The 16,603-nt window shown below is 41.0% G+C and carries 16 protein-coding genes, 1 tRNA gene and 1 riboswitch; of the genes, 12 read left to right on the top strand and 5 right to left on the bottom strand.

Features of this window, described 5'->3' with window-relative positions; genetic code table 11:
* Positions 1-6: 6 nt before the first annotated feature.
* Positions 7-858: a phosphate ABC transporter permease subunit PstC gene (pstC, locus tag DRED_RS11200; protein ID WP_011878428.1), complete on the top strand. Its 852-nt coding sequence runs from the start codon at positions 7-9 to the stop codon at positions 856-858.
* A 1-nt stretch (position 859) separates the two neighbouring features.
* The gene (pstA, locus tag DRED_RS11195) at positions 860-1,708 is read left to right on the top strand and encodes a phosphate ABC transporter permease PstA (RefSeq protein ID WP_011878427.1); all 849 of its coding nucleotides are present in this window, start codon (positions 860-862) and stop codon (positions 1,706-1,708) included.
* 35 nt (positions 1,709-1,743) lie between these two features.
* On the opposite strand, the gene DRED_RS18780 is transcribed toward pstA, so the two are convergent.
* Entirely contained in the window at positions 1,744-1,896 is a 153-nt protein-coding gene (locus DRED_RS18780) for a hypothetical protein (RefSeq protein WP_156779648.1), read from the bottom strand.
* Between the two features lie 248 nt (positions 1,897-2,144).
* Here DRED_RS18780 and DRED_RS11190 point away from each other — a divergent pair, with 248 nt between their 5' ends.
* Together DRED_RS11190 and DRED_RS11185 are read left to right on the top strand one after the other, a co-directional pair.
* On the top strand, positions 2,145-2,987 hold the full coding sequence (locus DRED_RS11190) for a DnaD domain-containing protein (RefSeq protein ID WP_011878426.1): 843 nt from the start codon (positions 2,145-2,147) through the stop codon (positions 2,985-2,987).
* A gap of 99 nt (positions 2,988-3,086) precedes the next feature.
* Complete coding sequence (locus tag DRED_RS11185) at positions 3,087-3,806, top strand: cell wall hydrolase (RefSeq protein ID WP_011878425.1); 720 nt, start codon at positions 3,087-3,089, stop codon at positions 3,804-3,806.
* 44 nt (positions 3,807-3,850) lie between these two features.
* Here the strand turns inward: DRED_RS11185 and DRED_RS11180 are convergent, their stop codons facing one another.
* Complete coding sequence (locus tag DRED_RS11180; RefSeq protein WP_083755166.1) at positions 3,851-4,612, bottom strand: Fe-Mn family superoxide dismutase; 762 nt, start codon at positions 4,610-4,612, stop codon at positions 3,851-3,853.
* A 130-nt stretch (positions 4,613-4,742) separates the two neighbouring features.
* Between DRED_RS11180 and DRED_RS11175 the strand changes: the two genes are divergently transcribed.
* Positions 4,743-6,728 (top strand): transglycosylase domain-containing protein, encoded by a 1,986-nt coding sequence (locus tag DRED_RS11175; protein WP_011878423.1) that lies wholly within the window; start codon positions 4,743-4,745, stop codon positions 6,726-6,728.
* A 46-nt stretch (positions 6,729-6,774) separates the two neighbouring features.
* On the opposite strand, the gene DRED_RS18775 is transcribed toward DRED_RS11175, so the two are convergent.
* Together DRED_RS18775 and DRED_RS11170 are read right to left on the bottom strand one after the other, a co-directional pair.
* The gene (locus tag DRED_RS18775) at positions 6,775-6,891 is read right to left on the bottom strand and encodes an LIM domain-containing protein (RefSeq protein ID WP_156779647.1); all 117 of its coding nucleotides are present in this window, start codon (positions 6,889-6,891) and stop codon (positions 6,775-6,777) included.
* A gap of 216 nt (positions 6,892-7,107) precedes the next feature.
* On the bottom strand, positions 7,108-7,368 hold the full coding sequence (locus tag DRED_RS11170; protein ID WP_011878422.1) for a YgaP family membrane protein: 261 nt from the start codon (positions 7,366-7,368) through the stop codon (positions 7,108-7,110).
* 143 nt (positions 7,369-7,511) lie between these two features.
* Between DRED_RS11170 and DRED_RS11165 the strand changes: the two genes are divergently transcribed.
* A tRNA-Pro gene (locus tag DRED_RS11165) sits at positions 7,512-7,588 on the top strand.
* Positions 7,589-8,341: 753 nt separating this feature from the next.
* Here the strand turns inward: DRED_RS11165 and DRED_RS17935 are convergent.
* Complete coding sequence (locus tag DRED_RS17935) at positions 8,342-9,205, bottom strand: ExeA family protein (protein WP_049755894.1); 864 nt, start codon at positions 9,203-9,205, stop codon at positions 8,342-8,344.
* 331 nt (positions 9,206-9,536) lie between these two features.
* Here DRED_RS17935 and DRED_RS11155 point away from each other — a divergent pair, with 331 nt between their 5' ends.
* The 6 genes from DRED_RS11155 (at position 9,537) to DRED_RS11130 (ending at position 16,596) form a co-directional block, all read left to right on the top strand.
* A complete protein-coding gene (locus DRED_RS11155) occupies positions 9,537-11,150 on the top strand; it encodes a putative manganese-dependent inorganic diphosphatase (protein WP_011878420.1) in 1,614 nt (537 codons plus the stop codon).
* Positions 11,151-11,402: 252 nt separating this feature from the next.
* On the top strand, positions 11,403-12,143 hold the full coding sequence (locus DRED_RS11150) for an EcsC family protein (RefSeq protein WP_011878419.1): 741 nt from the start codon (positions 11,403-11,405) through the stop codon (positions 12,141-12,143).
* Between the two features lie 352 nt (positions 12,144-12,495).
* The gene (gene pduL, locus DRED_RS11145) at positions 12,496-13,146 is read left to right on the top strand and encodes a phosphate propanoyltransferase (RefSeq protein ID WP_011878418.1); all 651 of its coding nucleotides are present in this window, start codon (positions 12,496-12,498) and stop codon (positions 13,144-13,146) included.
* A 29-nt stretch (positions 13,147-13,175) separates the two neighbouring features.
* A complete protein-coding gene (locus DRED_RS11140; RefSeq protein ID WP_011878417.1) occupies positions 13,176-14,366 on the top strand; it encodes an acetate/propionate family kinase in 1,191 nt (396 codons plus the stop codon).
* Between the two features lie 238 nt (positions 14,367-14,604).
* Positions 14,605-14,732, top strand: a riboswitch (FMN riboswitch).
* A 98-nt stretch (positions 14,733-14,830) separates the two neighbouring features.
* Positions 14,831-15,961 carry a bifunctional diaminohydroxyphosphoribosylaminopyrimidine deaminase/5-amino-6-(5-phosphoribosylamino)uracil reductase RibD gene (gene ribD, locus DRED_RS11135; RefSeq protein ID WP_011878416.1) on the top strand — a complete coding sequence of 377 codons (1,131 nt, stop codon included), beginning with the start codon at positions 14,831-14,833 and terminating at the stop codon, positions 15,959-15,961.
* Positions 15,943-16,596, top strand: a complete 654-nt coding sequence (locus DRED_RS11130) for a riboflavin synthase (protein ID WP_083755165.1) — start codon at positions 15,943-15,945, stop codon at positions 16,594-16,596. Before ribD ends, DRED_RS11130 begins: the two co-directional genes overlap by 19 nt.
* The last annotated feature ends 7 nt before the right edge of the window (positions 16,597-16,603 follow it).

The following is a 16,603-nucleotide window of genomic DNA, read 5'->3' as shown; positions in this document are numbered from 1 at the left end:
AGTGGCATGAAGAAAATACATGAGACCATTATTGAAAAATCACTATTCCTAAGCGCTGCGGTAGCGGTCCTTGTGGTTGCACTAATCACTTATTTTATATTTGCAGATGGATTTCCCGTTATGAGTAAGTATGGAATTGCACATTTTATCACGGGGACAGACTGGCATCCTCTGGATAGTAAGTTTGGTTTGTTTCCAATGATTGTAGGTTCCTTTATGGTTACCATTGGTGCATTAATCATAGGAGTTCCTCTAAGCGTGGGATGCGCAATTTTTTTAGCTGAAATTGCTCCTAAGCAAATGACTCGAATTGTTCGGCCCGCCATTGAGTTGCTGGCAGGTATTCCATCGGTAGTTTATGGTTTTTATGGACTAGTAATTTTAGTTCCCTTCATTAGAGAAATCTTTGGTGGTAGAGGGTTCAGTATTATTGGCGGCTCCGTTGTGCTTGCCATCATGATTCTCCCCACCATTGTAAATATATCTGAGGATGCCATACGGTCAGTCCCCAAGGAATACAAGGAAGGTTCCTTAGCTTTGGGGGCTACCCATTGGCAGACGATTAAAAAGGTAATTGTACCCAGTGCCAGTTCAGGTATTCTAACTGGCGTGGTTCTAGGGATGGGTAGGGCCATTGGTGAAACAATGGCGGTTATTATGGTGGTTGGTAATGTTGCTACTATACCCGAAAGCATTCTCGATCCTATTCGTACCCTAACTGGTAATATTGCTATTGAAATGGGCTATGCTGCCGGTGAACATTCCCAGGCATTGTTTGCAACAGGTATTGTTCTTTTTGTTATTATCATGTTTTTAAACTTTATGGTAACAATGGTGCCTAAAAGGGTGGGTGAATAATATGGGAAAAATAAGAACAGCCGTAATAATAGAAGAAAAAATCGCCCGTGGACTTTTGTGGACATCAGTTATTGTTACCATCGGTGCTTTAATGGCGGTTATTTTTCATATTCTTCAACACGGACTCATGCATGTAAACTGGACATTCTTAACAGAAGAACCTCTTTTTATGGGAAAAGAAGGGGGGATTTTTCCCACTATTGTTAGCACCATTTATTTGATTTTGATTTCTCTGGCCATCGCTGTGCCTATTGGAATTATGGCTTCCATCCAACTGACGGAATACACCCAAAGAGGCCCACTGGTAAAGGTGATTCGTTTTGCTACAGAGACATTGGCTGGTATTCCATCGATTATTTTTGGTTTATTTGGCTTTGCCTTTCTGGTTATCTTTATGGGTTTCTCCTGGTCCTTGCTTTCCGGCGGGTTAACACTGGCCTTTATGGTTTTACCTACCATTATTCGAACCAGTGAAGAAGCCATTAAAAGTGTGCCTTTAAGCTTTCGCGAAGGTAGTATGGCCCTAGGTGCCACCAAATGGCAAACCGTTTGGAAAATTGTTTTGCCAAGTGCTTTACCCGGCATCGTAACTGGTATTATTTTAAGTATCGGCCGGGTTGTGGGAGAAACCGCTGCAGTTATTTTAACAGCGGGCAGTTCCTTAAACATCCCTTCATCGGTTATGGATCCTGCACGGAGTATGTCGGTTCACTTGTATATATTGGCAATGGAAGGGATCTCGATGGAAAAGGCCTATGCCACAGCAACGGTGTTAATCATACTAATCTTTTTGATTAACAGTGTCGCCAATTGGATTATGCGTAGGATGAGTTCAAATCTTCTAACGTAGTAAAAGCAGTGCCGGAAGGCACTGCTTTTACTACGTTAGAAGATATCTAAGTTGTAAAAATCTGTGTCATGGTCATCATCTTTAGTATCTTGTTCCAGAAACAAATGATCCAAGAGATGATTGACTAGGCTCCTTTGTTCATCCGGTGGTAATGCTTTAATATGCTCTAATAAATTTTCTGTGGACATAGCCTACACTCCTGTTTTTAGTATATAATAACCTATTGTTATGCTTTTTATTTACAAGATAGACGTCTGTGCAAAGCGAAGGATTCTATGCAATGGAAGCACCTTTAAGGAAAGGGAAGTAATATTCCTCAGTATTACAGGAAACCAGACAAAGTCCATTTTTTAATCAAGTTTGTCGAGAAACGATTGTGGACAAGGTTATCAATTTTACCATACAATATTATCAGGAAATATGAGGGGGTTGGGGCATGTCTCAGAACAATAGACGGGCTCTAAAAAAAGAATTTGATGCTACCAACATGACCGTTTATTTTGGTTCAGCTATTTTTTCCGGAGGAATAACGGGTATACCAAATTTGTTTCTTAAGTACTACCGAGACGTAGGTATTACGGATTCGGAAATGATGTTAGTTATCCAGTTACTAAGGCTTCGCAATGAAGAAAATATGTTAATGCCAAAGCTGGAGATTTTGGCTGGTTGCCTTTCTGCTGAGCCTGCCCAGATTGAGAAGCAGATTAAGAGCCTTCTTGATAAACGAGTTATTGGGATAACAAATTATTACATAGGTGAAGAAGGTGTTGTCAAACAAGGATATGATTTTGAACCCCTTGTGTTTGAATTATCCGAAGTATGGGCGTTAAATCAAAAGAAAGAGCTAGATAATATTTCAGAGCAGTTGAATAACCCTGGTGGCAGGTTAAAACGTGTAGAGGAAGATCCTGGCTTTGTATTATCATCTCAAGAGCAGGATTTATGCCAGGCCTTTGAAAATGAATTTGGTAGGCTTCTTTCTCCGATGGAAATTGAACAAATTATTGCTTGGCTAGAAGATCACGAAACGGAATTAATATTGGAAGCTTTAAGACAAGCAGTTATCAGAGGTAAACATAATTTCAAGTACATTGGTAGCATACTTAGGGAATGGTATAAAAATAATATTAGGACAATAAAAGAAGTAGAGAGTTACCAACGTCAGTTTGAACAAAACAGATTAAAGCAACAGCTTCCGCGAAAAACAGGGTCAGGATCCGAATCTAACAATAGGGCAGACCTAAAGAAGAAAACCCTTATGAGATCCATGTACAGCTAATAGTATGCCATAAAAAACGCCATTTAGGCGTTTTTTGTTCTCTATGTATATTCTTAGTAAAATTGTACAAACTATGTTTTGGGTAAGAAAGGAGGAATTATGAACAAGAAGTACCGTAAGATCGCCACGTTGATGGCGGTTTTGGTAGCAGTTACCTCCAGCTTTATGGTTGCAACAGTAGCTACGGGGGCGGCTGGCGACGGTGCAGGCGGTTTAGAGTGTGAAGGTTCCGATCCAGACCGATCTAGTTCTGAGGTTTATTACACAGTCCAACCGGGGGATACCCTCTATCAGGTGTGTAGAGACTATCATGTATCCTTAGGGTCATTGATGCGTGCCAATAATTTAAAGAACACGACAATATATCCCGATCAAAGGCTTGTCATACCGACAGTCAGCATTTCTTCCTATGGTATGGTTTTATCTCGAGGGGATGTTTCCCGAGAGGATATTAAGCTTTTGGCCAGGCTTATTCATGCAGAAGCCAGAGGAGAAACCTTTGAGGGTAAGGTGGCTGTAGGAGCGGTTATTCTTAATCGTTTAGTGAGTCCGGGTTTTCCAAAGAGCATTCGGGAAATTATCTTAGAGAACAACAACCTTGTGTATCAGTTTTCGCCGGTGCAGGACGGTTCCATTAATCTTGAACCTGATGAAGATTCTATGAAAGCCGCGCTGGAAGCCCTTATGGGGCGCGACCCTACCGGCGGAGCCTTATTCTTTTATAATCCGATTGTAGCAACAGATAAATGGATAAAAACACTTCCTGTAGTTACCCGAATTGGTAATCATGTATTTGCCACTAAAGCTACAAAAATATAATGCTGCAAAGGGCCAGCTCTGAAAGGGGTTGGCCCTTTGTCGGTTTAATAAGTTGATTTCAGATTTTGTAACCGTGAATTCACCGTGTACCAATCAATGTTTCTAAAAAATGCATCTATATAACTGTTGCGATTTGTCCCGTAATCAAGGAAATAGGCGTGTTCGCAGACGTCTAATACCAATAAGGGTTCGAAGCGTACAATGGGTACGACATCTGGAGCACCTTGCGTGTAGTTGTGCAGATGACAGTCATCAAAATCGTAACCTAGAATGACCCACCCTTGGCTGGCAAGGCCTGTGGAGCGGAAATCCCTTTCCCAAAATTCGTAAGATCCAAAGTCTTTTACAATAATTTCCAATACCTTACCAATTGCTGTTCTTCCATTTCCCCCTAAGTTATCAAAGTACATTTCATGAAGCTTACCATTAGCTACTGTTTGGCTTTCATCAATTTTTAAAGATCGATATGAACTGTGAATGGAGTTAGAGCCCTGCATGTCAATGGACCGAAGTTTCATCCTAACTTCATTGGTTTTCGTAATATAGCTCTGATAAATCTTATAATGTTCCTGTATTTGGCGTGGAGAAAAGCCCATCATGCTTAATAACTGTGGTTTAAGGGAACGAGCTTCAATGGGACAAAAAGTACCGTCGGAACAATCAGGAATATACAATACATCGCCTGATTTTAGTTGCTCTGGGTTTTCTAGGTGAGTATTGGCAATGGTTAGGTTATTAAGATTTATTTTGTATTTTTTGGCGATATCTTTTAAAGTATCACCCTGTCGAGCCACGTGCCTTGGCATATTATCACCAACCTTAATAGTTGTATGGTAATAGAATATTCTAATGGCACTTTATGGTTACCTTAATTTCACATATCCGTTTTGTTAAAGGGAAACAATTAAAAAAGATTCTAAAAATCAGGAGGAAAAAATGCAACGGCCAAAGCTATTTCTCCTATTGGTGAGTTTCATTATTATATTCAATATCACGTCCGGTTGTGCGGACATTGGACAAAGGGAACCTCCGGATGTACCAACACCTTCTAGGATAGTGGATGTCAATAATAAATTAATTACTACCATATCTCAGACCAATCAAATTCCAGTTGAATTGGACCAGATTGCTCCAGAAATGCAACAAGCCATTGTGGCCATTGAAGATTATCGTTTTTATGAACATTCTGGCATTGATATAAAGGGATTGGCACGGGCGGCTCTCATAAATATACGTAACCTTCGTATAGTGGAGGGTGGCAGTACTATTACCCAGCAATTGGCAAAGAATTTGTATTTGGGGCCTGAACGTACCCTAGGAAGAAAAATTAAGGAATTATACTATACAGTACAATTGGAGCGGTCTTATACCAAAGAAGAAATATTGAATATGTATCTGAACCATGTTTATTTTGGACAGGGAGCTTATGGTATTGAGGCTGCGGCCCAGACTTATTTTGACAAACATGCCCAGGAACTAACCTTGGGCGAAAGTGCTTTGCTGGCGGGACTACCCAAGGCACCAAGTTATTACGCGCCCACAACAAATTTAGCAGGAGCAAAGCAGAGGCAGCAGGTTGTCTTAAACAGAATGCTGGAGTTGGGTATGATTACACCGGAGAAAAAGAAGCAAGCCCTTGACCAAACCATAGAACCACAGGCCAAAACAGAGTATTTTCAACAGGCACCGTACTTTGTTGCAGAGGTGGTTAAGTATTTTAAAAATAAATATCCAAATGGTATGGAGTTACTGTATTCCAGCGGCTTAACCATTCAGACTACCCTGGATATGGATATGCAGCAAGCTGCTGAACGGGCCATAACCCAGGGATTAGGGCAGGTTAATAAAGATATGGAAGGGGCCTTGATAGCCATTGACCCAAGGAATGGTTATATAAAGGCTATGGTTGGAGGACGCAATTGGCAGAAATCTCAATACAACCGGGCATTGGCAAAATCACAGCCGGGGTCATCCTTTAAACCATTCCTATACACCGCTGCTATTGAATCGGGATATACCGCAGCTACCACTATTTTTTGTAAGCCCATTACCTACCCTGGGGGATATAGGCCAAAGGATTATCATGGCTATCATTATCGTCCCTTTACCCTGAAACAGGCCCTGGCCATTTCAGATAACGTGGTATCTGTTCAATTGGCCGACCGTTTGGGACCAGAAGTACTGGTGCGTTATGCCAAAGCAATGGGCATTGAAAGTAAACTGGATCCTTATTTGTCTCTGGCCCTTGGGTCCGCTGAAGTATCCCCCCTAGAAATGGCAGTTGCCTTTGGCCCCCTGGCCAATGAAGGAATTCGAACAAAACCGCTATCCATCTTAAGGGTAACCGACAGCTCAGGTAGGGTTTTGGAAGAGGCGCACCCCCAGCGCTACAAGGTCGTTGATGAGAAAGTGGCCTATATTGTTACCGATATGTTAAAGGCTGCGGTGCAACCCGGTGGTACTGCGGCACAAATATCCCAATTAGTCTCGAGACCAGTGGCAGGTAAGACAGGAACCACAGATGAGTCCACCAATGCCTGGTTTGTTGGCTATTCTCCAGAGCTAGTGGCATCGGTTTATGTTGGGTACGATGATAAAAGTAAAAAGGTTGGTTTAACAGGCAGTGACATTGCTGCACCTATTTGGGGTAACTTTTTTGAGGAAGCATTAAAGGGCACAGAAAAAACAGATTTTAAAAAACCCGTGGGGGTTGTTGAGGTTAATATCTGTGCCTATGATGGACTAAAGGCTTCGGTATTTTCCAGTGACACCTTAAGTGCTTATTTTATTAAGGGGACGGAGCCTAAAATACCTTGTTTTGGAGATTTCTGGTGGAAGGAGCAAGAAGGGCTTAGCGAGGAGATACCTGACCAAAGAGGGAAGCAGAAAAAAAGATTAAATGAGTATGAGGAGAATCAATAATAAACAACAGGTGGCAACCTGTTGTTTATTATTGTAGGGTGATATTTTATTCCAGCGAACGTTCAGCTAAATAACAATTCTCACAATAATTTGTGTCCATCTCTTCATCTAAAACCATTTTGGATTCATCAATTTCTTTGCCACATACACAACATCTAAACATAGGAACCTCCTTCCGAAGACTCAAAATGAAAGACCTTATTTATTAAGATTAAAAATGTTGATCTGAATGAAGTTTATTCAACCTTTGAGTCCTTATGTTGATCAGAAGTGTAATCTAATTCTATTCCTGTTTCTGTATGATTGTTGAATGGCTTTGATGAACCTTTCTTGTTACTATTTATCGAATGCTGAACAAAATAACTAGTAGCAGTGTTTACTACTTCTCCGAATCCGGCACTCCGGTTGTCCAATTAGCCACCTCCTCTTCCACAGTGAGCTTGGGTTTACGGGTGGAAGTATCTAAAATACCGTAAAGGGGACTGTAACCAAGGGCAGCAACCACAAGAATCTCTACTCCCAACAAACCGAAAATAATGGACCAAAAGCTACCAAATATTTTTAAAACACTCAGGGCCAGAAAGACAATGCCAAAGGTTGCTCGCAAAATTTTATCGGCTGTACCAACATTTTTTTGCAAAAAAAGATCCCTCCCCCAGGAAACGTTTAGGTTTATTATTAACAAATGATAGCTGATTATACAAATATGTTTACCTGGATAAAAGGTCCTTGACAAATGAGAAACAATAAGTCATAATAATTTCTGTTACTGCAAGAGCATATCGGGGCGTGGCGCAGTTTGGTAGCGCGTTGGTTTCGGGAATCAAAGGCCGCAGGTTCGAATCCTGTCGCCCCGACCATTTACATTTATAAGAAAAACCCGTGAGTGTTTGAAAATCAAGGACTCACGGGTTTTTTGATTTTTTGAGGGAAGGCGAAGGCACGCAGAAATCACCCTTAAAATTTCGAAAATCTTTCTGTGAGTCAGAAAAAATTCAGAATAATTTATCTACCCACCAGGCTGTGTCGGTGGGATTTCTTTTAGCATTTTACTGACGAAAGGGGAATTTTCATGTCGACCATAGCGAGGCAACTCCGACAGGAGTATGTGCTCAGCCACGCAGCGGTAGCTGCACTCCGGATGGAGTAGTGGCATTTTGGTGTTTAACATGAGGCTGCTAGCTTGCGGAGACATGAGGTGGAGAATGGGAGAAGGGAGCACTAACCTTTCATGGGCTGCGACATGCTTTTGCCAGGGAGCTATATAACGAGAAGATTGAAGCTGGTTTTACAAGGGAACGGGCTTTGCAAGTAGTGGCTGAAACCTTAGGGCATAACCGGGCAGAGGTTTCGTTTATTTATATTAGAGTATGTCACTAAAAACCGCCTTAAGAGCGTCTTGGGGCAGGTGGTAGAACAATCATACACAAGTTTGAATTTCGATATGTAAGGTTTTCGATAAAAATGTCCGGGTTTGTCTGTACAATACTGGTTCTTTTAGAATTTCTCCGGGCACTTCCCGGATCATTCTAATAATGTTCGACATAATTCTTAAGATAATAGGAAAAATCCCCATTACCACATCTTCTTGTGAGCAATGGGGACTTAATTCATTATCCGACTGTACCGCGTTGGCGTTCTGCATCAGCTAGGATTCTACCGATCATACTTTCCTCAATTACGTCACTGTTCCGTCGCTTGGCATCATAAAGGGCTTGACTACAAAGACTGTTAATCAATCGGGGTATCCCCTTAGTTTCAGTATGAATTAGTTTTATGGCACTGTCCGAAAACAGAGGGGTTGTCAGACTGGCGGTTTTCATTTGATGGCAAATATACGTTGCAGTTTCTTCTGCCATTAATCCTGTAAGATGATATCGAAGTTGAATTCGCTGAGTAATTGCCTCAAATTTATTCATACGCAGTGTTCGCCTTAATTCAGGTTGCCCCACTAAAATAAGGGTAAAAAGGGATAAGGAGTCCATTTGCTGATTTCGAGCGAATCTAAGTTCTAACAGCAGGGATGAACTAATATCCTGGGCTTCATCTAATATTATGACTAGTTCTTTACCCCCTTGAGCCGTCCGGGCCATCAAAGCCTCATCAAATAATCGCTTGGCTTTTGTAATGGAGAATGGGGTCTCTTCACCTAAGTGGCGTAGCAGTTCCCCTGACAATTGAACCAACGTCTTACCTTCTGCTTGCTGGCGTATCACCTTCTCCTGAATATCAAAAGATATTGGGTGATGTTCTTTTAAAAAAGCCGGAAGTAGGGCAGTGGTTTTTCTACAATTGGGATTGGGGCAGATAAATCGATAGATAGGAATATGAGACTGATCCTCCGGAGTATAGGCATGTCTGTTGTATTTACCATGCCGATGTAACATTACTTGAATTAAGCAGTGGGGACAGACTTGGGGACGGAGGTGTTCTGGGCAACCATTAGCAAATAACTGAAGATAGGTCTCGACAGTCAAGTGTTGTATCCATTGCCCCCGGAGTTCTCTTTTCGTCCCGCCAGCACTATAGAAAGTTTTTTTGCCTGAACTTTGCCGTTAAATGGAGTGATGAAGTTGAGAAAGCCCTTGAGATAATTGGGAAACTCTCTGCCAATAGTATGAAGTCATGGGTCTGAGGGATGTTTAGAGGGACAATTGTCATCATTATTTAAGTAAACTGGGATTTGCAGGTGCTTTTGTTGTTAAAGATTTGTGAAAAGAAGCATCTGTCAATTGTCGGATAGATTTCAATTTTACCGAGGTTACCTTGTTATAATACGCTGGGTATATCATTCTTAGGAGGAAGAAGATGACTTCGTTTATTGTTGGACACAAAAATCCGGATACGGATTCCGTGGCTTCGGCCATTGGTTTATCCTATTTAAAAAATTGCCTGGGATTTGACACCATACCTTGTTCATTGGGAAAGATTAGCAAGGAAACTGAGTTTGTTTTAAACCATTTTGGATTGCCAACTCCAATTGTCTTAGGAAATGTAAAGACCCAGGTCAAAGATCTGGAGTGTGACAGGGTAATAGGAATTGCTCCGTCAACCTCTATCTTATCTGCCTATAAATTAATGGAACAAAATAATATGAGAACCCTGCCAGTGGTTGATGATAAAAATAGACTGCAAGGTATCCTTACCATTAAGGATATTGCCATGGAATTAATTAGAGGGGATTTTTACAGAATAGATACCTCGCTGGATAATATTGTTAAAGATTTCAATGGAGAAGTATTAGTAGGGGAAGATTTTCACGTAACAGGCAAAGTATCCGTGATTGCCTATTACTATAAAAATATTCAAAATTCTTTAGGGCCTGATGACATTATTATTGTCGGGGACCGCTACGATATTCTTGAGTGTGCCATTCGGTCTCAAGTAAAACTAATTATTATAACAGGGCACGGAGAAATACCTGAGGTGTATTTAGAAATGGCACAATTAAATAATGTGGCCATGATTACCGTTCCTGTGGACACCTATACTACTTCTAAATTGATTAACCAATGTAATTCTGTATCCTTGATTATGAAAAAAAGTGGCATTGTAAAGTTCAAAGCAGATGATTATCTGGATGAAGTAAAAGAAGAAATTTTAAATACCAACTATAGGAATTACCCTGTGGTTAACCACGAAAATGTATTCCAAGGGTTTATTAATAAGAAACAGATTATCAACCCAGGCAAGAAAAAGGTTATTCTGGTAGATCATAACGAATATTCCCAGAGTGCTGAGGGTTTAAATGAGGCTGAAATTCTTGAAATCGTAGACCATCATAAAATAGGTGATATTTGCACAACAAAGCCCATTGCCTTCCGCAATATGCCGGTGGGAAGTACCTGCACCATTGTGTACCAGATGTTTAAGGAGTTTTCTATGGATGTAACTCCGCAAATAGCAGGAGTTTTGCTGGCTGGAATTCTCTCAGACACATTACTCTTCAAATCGCCCACAACCACAGCATTGGATAAAGACAGTGTTGCAGAATTAAATAAAATTTTACAACTTGATGTAGAAAAGTTTGCTATGGATATGTTTAAGATGGGGAGTTCCCTGGAAGGCTTTACTATTAAAGAAATCTTCTATAGGGACTTCAAGGAGTTTGATTTAGAGGGTAGTACCATTGGTGTGGGGCAGGTTTTTACCCTGGATATTGAAGATGTATTCAATAGAAAAAAGCAGTTTTTTGAGTTTGTTGAGCAAACCCACCAGGATAAATCCTATTTCTTAACAATGCTGGTGATTACCGATATTATCAACGAAGGCTCTTATTTGCTTTATCAAGCAAGGAATAATTCTCTAATCTCAACTGCCTTTCAAGTATCAGCAGAACAAGGTGTATTTGTTTCCGGGCTGGTGTCCAGAAAGAAACAAGTTATTCCTAAGATATTAGAAGCCATAAATTTATTAAAATAACAGCTGCTTCTGATTTCCTTGAAGCGTTTTGTGATTTGTTTGCTGGATCATGAAACGCTTTTTCTAGTAAAGTAATAAAGAATAAAACTTTCCGATATGCATAAGGGCAAATAAGGCTTATACCATTGTACAAAGGCTTAGTGAAGCCGATTTTTCTTATCATATTAACCTTCTATAAATAAGCTAAAATATGAAATAATGATAATAAAACAACGGCACTACCCCTAAATCTAGGCAAAGGAACCTGAAAGAATGAATCTATATGAAGAGAAGGCCCTAATAGAGTTAAGGGCTTGGCAGATTAAAATGACCCGGCAGCCGTCTTTTTTGAGTGGCATGGCAAAGGGAATCCAAAGGAAAATGAATGAACTTATACCGGAAAAAATTCATAGGGTATTAACCACGGCCATCAAAAACATGGTTCATGCTACATTGGTTGGCTCCCAATTTACCACAGGCAGTTTGGTACCGGAGGGTATGGGTCTGGATGAGAGGGAGAAGTTGGTCGAAGATAAACTTGGATTTTATAAAAAAGCGGCAGCGGCAGAGGGTGCGGGAACAGGAGCTGGGGGATTCTTTCTTGGGTTGGCTGATTTTCCTTTGTTACTTACGCTAAAAATCAAATTTCTTTTTGAGACTGCAAACCTCTATGGTTATGATGTTCGAGATATTAAGGAACGAATATTTATACTTTACTTGTTTCAACTGGCCTTTTCCAGTAGTAAAAGACGCAGAGAAGTTTATTACGATATTTTGCACTGGGAAAAAACAATTAAAAAATATCCATTGGATACAAAGTTAGCTAGCTTTGACTGGCGTCAATTTCAACAGGAGTACAGGGATCATATTGATTTAATAAAACTGTTTCAACTCTTGCCTGGCATTGGCGCAGCAGTGGGGGCCTATGCAAATTATACGCTATTGGACAGTCTAGGAGAGACAGCTAAGAATGGTTACAGACTAAGGCACTTTAAAGATAAGTCAATAATGTGAAATAAAGAATAATTTGTAAAATTTAATTTTAAAAATGTCAGAAAAGCAAGTCATGTAATTCTACTTGAAAACAAGGAAAAAAGTAGATAAAATCAGAAATGGGTGAAATTGTATACAAATTTGCTAAAAACCTTTTTAAAATAGATTAAGAATGATCACAGAATGTTTGAAAAATTTGTTATAATAGCATAGTATGGGTATGGTAATAATTACATTAAGTGCCCATATATTTTTACGACTGTTTTTATTAAAAAGACAAAACCTATGAAAGAGAACTAAAATTAATTTTTTATTTTGTCATAATTATTATGTCATCAAGGTTAAAATCAAAAAATATCAAAGGAAGTGTTGTATGATGTCAACCAATGAACTACCTACCCAAGTAAATCCCGACGAAATCACACCCATTGCTGTTACTGTAGGTATCTCTGCCCGTCACGTGCATCTTACCCATGAGCACGTGGAAACCTTATTTGGAGCCGGCTATGAATTGAAAAGATTTAAGGATCTTTCCCAGCCTGGTCAATTTGCCTGTGAAGAATTTGTGACTGTCGTTGGTCCTAAAGGCGTTATTGAAAAAGTTCGTATTCTAGGACCAGAACGTAAACAGAGTCAAGTAGAACTCTCCATTTCCGATTGCTTTAAGATTGGCATTAAGGCCCCTCTAAGAGATTCCGGCGATTTAGCAGGTTCTGCTTCCGTAACCTTGGTCGGACCTGTTGGCTCTGTAACCTTAGAAGAAGGTGCCATCATTGCAGCCCGTCATATTCACATGCATTCCTCTGATGCTGAAAAATTTGGGTTGGAAGATGGAGATAGACTTTACGTTAGAGCAAAGGGTCCCAGAGGTATTATCTTTGGTGATGTATTGATTCGTGCAGGCGAAAAACACAAGCTGGAAATGCATATTGATACAGATGAAGGAAACGCTGTTGGTTTGAGAAATGGTGATACTGTTTATGCCTATAAGATTCACGGACATATTTCTCAGCTTGTAAAATAAATTAAGGGTCTTTTAAGGAGGAGAATCCATTGCTAGTCCTAGTTGTTAACTGTGGTAGCTCATCTATTAAGTATAAATTAATGGATATGGAGCAAGAGTCCGTTCTTCTTTCGGGTCTATCTGAAAGAATTGGTATCGCTGGTTCTAGAATTAAACAAGAAAATAATAAAGGTGAAGAATTGGTCCTGGAGCAAGACCTGCCAGACCATAAGGCTGCCCTAGAGACAATTTTGAAATGCATTACCGATGCTAAATATGGTGCTATCAAAGATACTGCAGAAATTAAAGCAGTTGGTCACCGGGTTGTGCACGGTGGAGAGAAATTTAATAAGTCTGTGGTTATCGATGCAGAGCTTATGAAAGTATTGGAAGAGATGTCCGAATTGGCACCTCTACATAACCCGCCAAATATTATAGGTATTAAGACTTGCCAAGAACTTATGCCCCATGCTGCACAAGTGGCCGTGTTTGATACAGCTTTCCATTCTGCTATGCCTAAACATGCTTACACCTATGCTGTTCCTTACGAATACTATGAGAAGTATAAAATACGCCGTTATGGCTTCCACGGCACTTCTCATAAATTTGTTTCCCACCGAGCAGCTGAAATTTTAGGAAAGCCCGTTGAAGATTTAAAAATTATCGTTTGCCATCTGGGCAATGGTTCCAGTATCTCAGCTGTGGGCAATGGTGTATCCCAGGATACTTCCATGGGCTTTACCCCACTGCCAGGTCTTCCCATGGGTACTCGTACCGGTGATATGGACCCTGCCATTGTTCCCTTCTTAATGGAGAAAGAACAATTAGGAGTTAACGAAATTGGTAATGTTCTAAACAAAAAGAGCGGGGTGCTAGGTGTATCCGGCATTAGCAGTGACTTCCGTGATTTAGAAGATGCTGCCAGTAAAGGTAATGAGAGAGCTGAGTTAGCCCTCAATATGTTTGCCTATGGCATTATTAAATACATTGGTGCCTATACTGCAGCCTTAGGTGGCTTGGATGCCGTTGTATTTACTGGTGGCATTGGTGAAAATTCCAAGACTATGAGAGCCAAAGTACTGAATGGCCTAGCTTATACCGGTTTGCAAATTGATGAAGAGAAGAACAATACCCGTGGTAAAGAAGTAATCGTCAGCAAACCTGGCGCACCTTTTGTGGCTATGGTTGTGCCCACCAACGAAGAATTAATGATTGCCCGTGAAACCAAAGAATTGGTTTAATAAAAGAAATAGCCAGCTTGAGAAGTATAAAAGAACACAAAAGCCGTAAATCCTCGGGGATTACGGCTTTTGATTTTTCTAGATAATATTAAGAAAAGTAAAAAAGTTGTGTGGGGGGGTGGATTGTCCCCACATGATTTAAAGTAAAGTGGTAAAAATAAAGTGAAGGTGCTATTAGGTTTATTTAAAGATTGACATACGAATCAATACAGGAATATAATGGACTTAAATAAATAAGCAAAACCTTCAGGGTTAGGTGAAATTCCTTACCGGCGGTATGGCTTCGGCTAAGCCCGCGAGCCCGTAGGGGCAGATCTGGTGAGATGCCAGAGCCGACAGTAAAAGTCTGGATGGAAGAAGGACGTGTCAAAAACCTGCAAAAGAGTACTTTTGTAAGGTTTAATAACTGTGTCTAAAACCCTGGTTTTGTCAGGGTTTTATTTATTTTCTTGGGGGATGAAGGAATGGATCAGGACAGGCACTATATGAACATGGCCCTTGAACTGGCAGCCAAGGCTAGAGGACGCACCAGCCCTAATCCTATGGTGGGAGCTGTTTTGGTTAAGGATGGGGAAGTGGTTGGCAAAGGTTTTCATGCCAAAGCAGGCGGTGCCCATGCAGAAGTAGTGGCGTTGGCCGATGCTGGTGATCGGGCAAAGGGAGCCACAGTGTATGTAACATTGGAACCTTGTTGTCATCATGGGAAAACCGGACCTTGTACAGAGGCATTGAAAAAAGCAGGGGTTAAAAGGGTTGTGGCCGCCATGACTGACCCGAACCCTTTGGTTGCAGGTAAGGGCTTAAATATTTTAAAGGATGCCGGTATAGAAGTGGTATCCGGTTTGTTGGAGGAAGAAGCAAAGGAATTAAATGAGGTTTTTATTAAATATATAACAACAAAAATACCCTTTATTGTCTTAAAGGCTGCCACCAGCTTGGATGGTAAAATAGCAACAGCCAGTGGGGAATCTAAGTGGATTACCGGTGATACAGCCAGAAATTATGGACACAGATTAAGGGATGCCTACGATGCCATATTGGTGGGGGTTAATACTGTATTAGCTGATGATCCATCTTTAACTGCCAGATTGCCCGAAGGCAGGGGCAAAGATCCCCTGCGGATTATTGTAGACAGCATGTCCCGTACCCCTACCAGTGCAAAGATACTAACCCAGGAGTCTGCTGCCCATACCATCATTGCAACGACCCAAGCGGCACCAGTGGAGCGTCGTGCAAGTTTAATGGCCGCTGGCGCAGAGGTTATAGTAGTACCGGGCGAAGGTCCAGGGGTTGACCTGAAAAAATTAATGGTTCTGCTGGGGGAAAAGCAAATATCCAGTGTGCTCATTGAAGGCGGCGGTAAAATTAGCGGTTCTGCTTTGAATGCAGGTATTGTTGATAAAGTTGCTTGGTTTATTGCCCCTAAAATCATCGGCGGGGACCTCGCTCCGGGACCTGTTCGGGGTGAAGGAATTCAATTCTTAAAAGATGCTACAAAACTATATAAGGTAACAGTGCAAAACTTAGGAGCAGATATTCTCATCACTGGTTATACCTCGAAAGGGGGGGACAAGATATCTTTACTGGAATTGTAGAAGAGATTGGCACCATTAGAGGGATTTCCAAGGGCCCGGATTCAGCCAGGCTTCATATATTAGGGTCAAAGGTGTTGCAGGATACAAGAATTGGTGACAGTATTGCAGTAAATGGTGTTTGTTTGACAGCTACCACTTTTGGTGAGGGAGTTTTTGTTGCCGATGTAATGGCAGAGACTTTGGCTAAAACAAACCTAAGGGATCTCAGACCCGGCAGTCAGGTTAACCTGGAAAGGGCATTAAGGCTGGGAGACAGGTTGGGGGGCCACATGGTTTCTGGGCACGTGGATGGCGTGGGAACCATTGCCGGCAAGGAAAAACATGATATTGCCACTTTGATTACCATACAAGCCCCGCCCCAGGTAATGAAATACATTATAAAGAAGGGTTCCATAGCCATTGATGGCACCAGTCTGACTGTGGTTGATTTTGAGGGAGATAAATTTCAAGTATCACTAATTCCCCATACTGCCCATGCTACGGTGCTGGGGAACAAGAAAATCGGTGATTCCGTTAACTTGGAATCCGACGTTTTAGGTAAATATATTGAACGCTTGCTGCAGGGACGTCAAGAAGAGGAACGCCCCGGTAGTAAAATGAACCTGGAGTTTTTGGCAACCAATGGATTTCTATAAGGAGGGG

It is taken from the genome of Desulforamulus reducens MI-1 (genome assembly GCF_000016165.1).
Lineage (GTDB): Bacteria > Bacillota > Desulfotomaculia > Desulfotomaculales > Desulfotomaculaceae > Desulfotomaculum > Desulfotomaculum reducens.
Note: the sequence above shows the minus strand (reverse complement) of the source record. Positions and strands in the feature narration are given on the sequence as shown.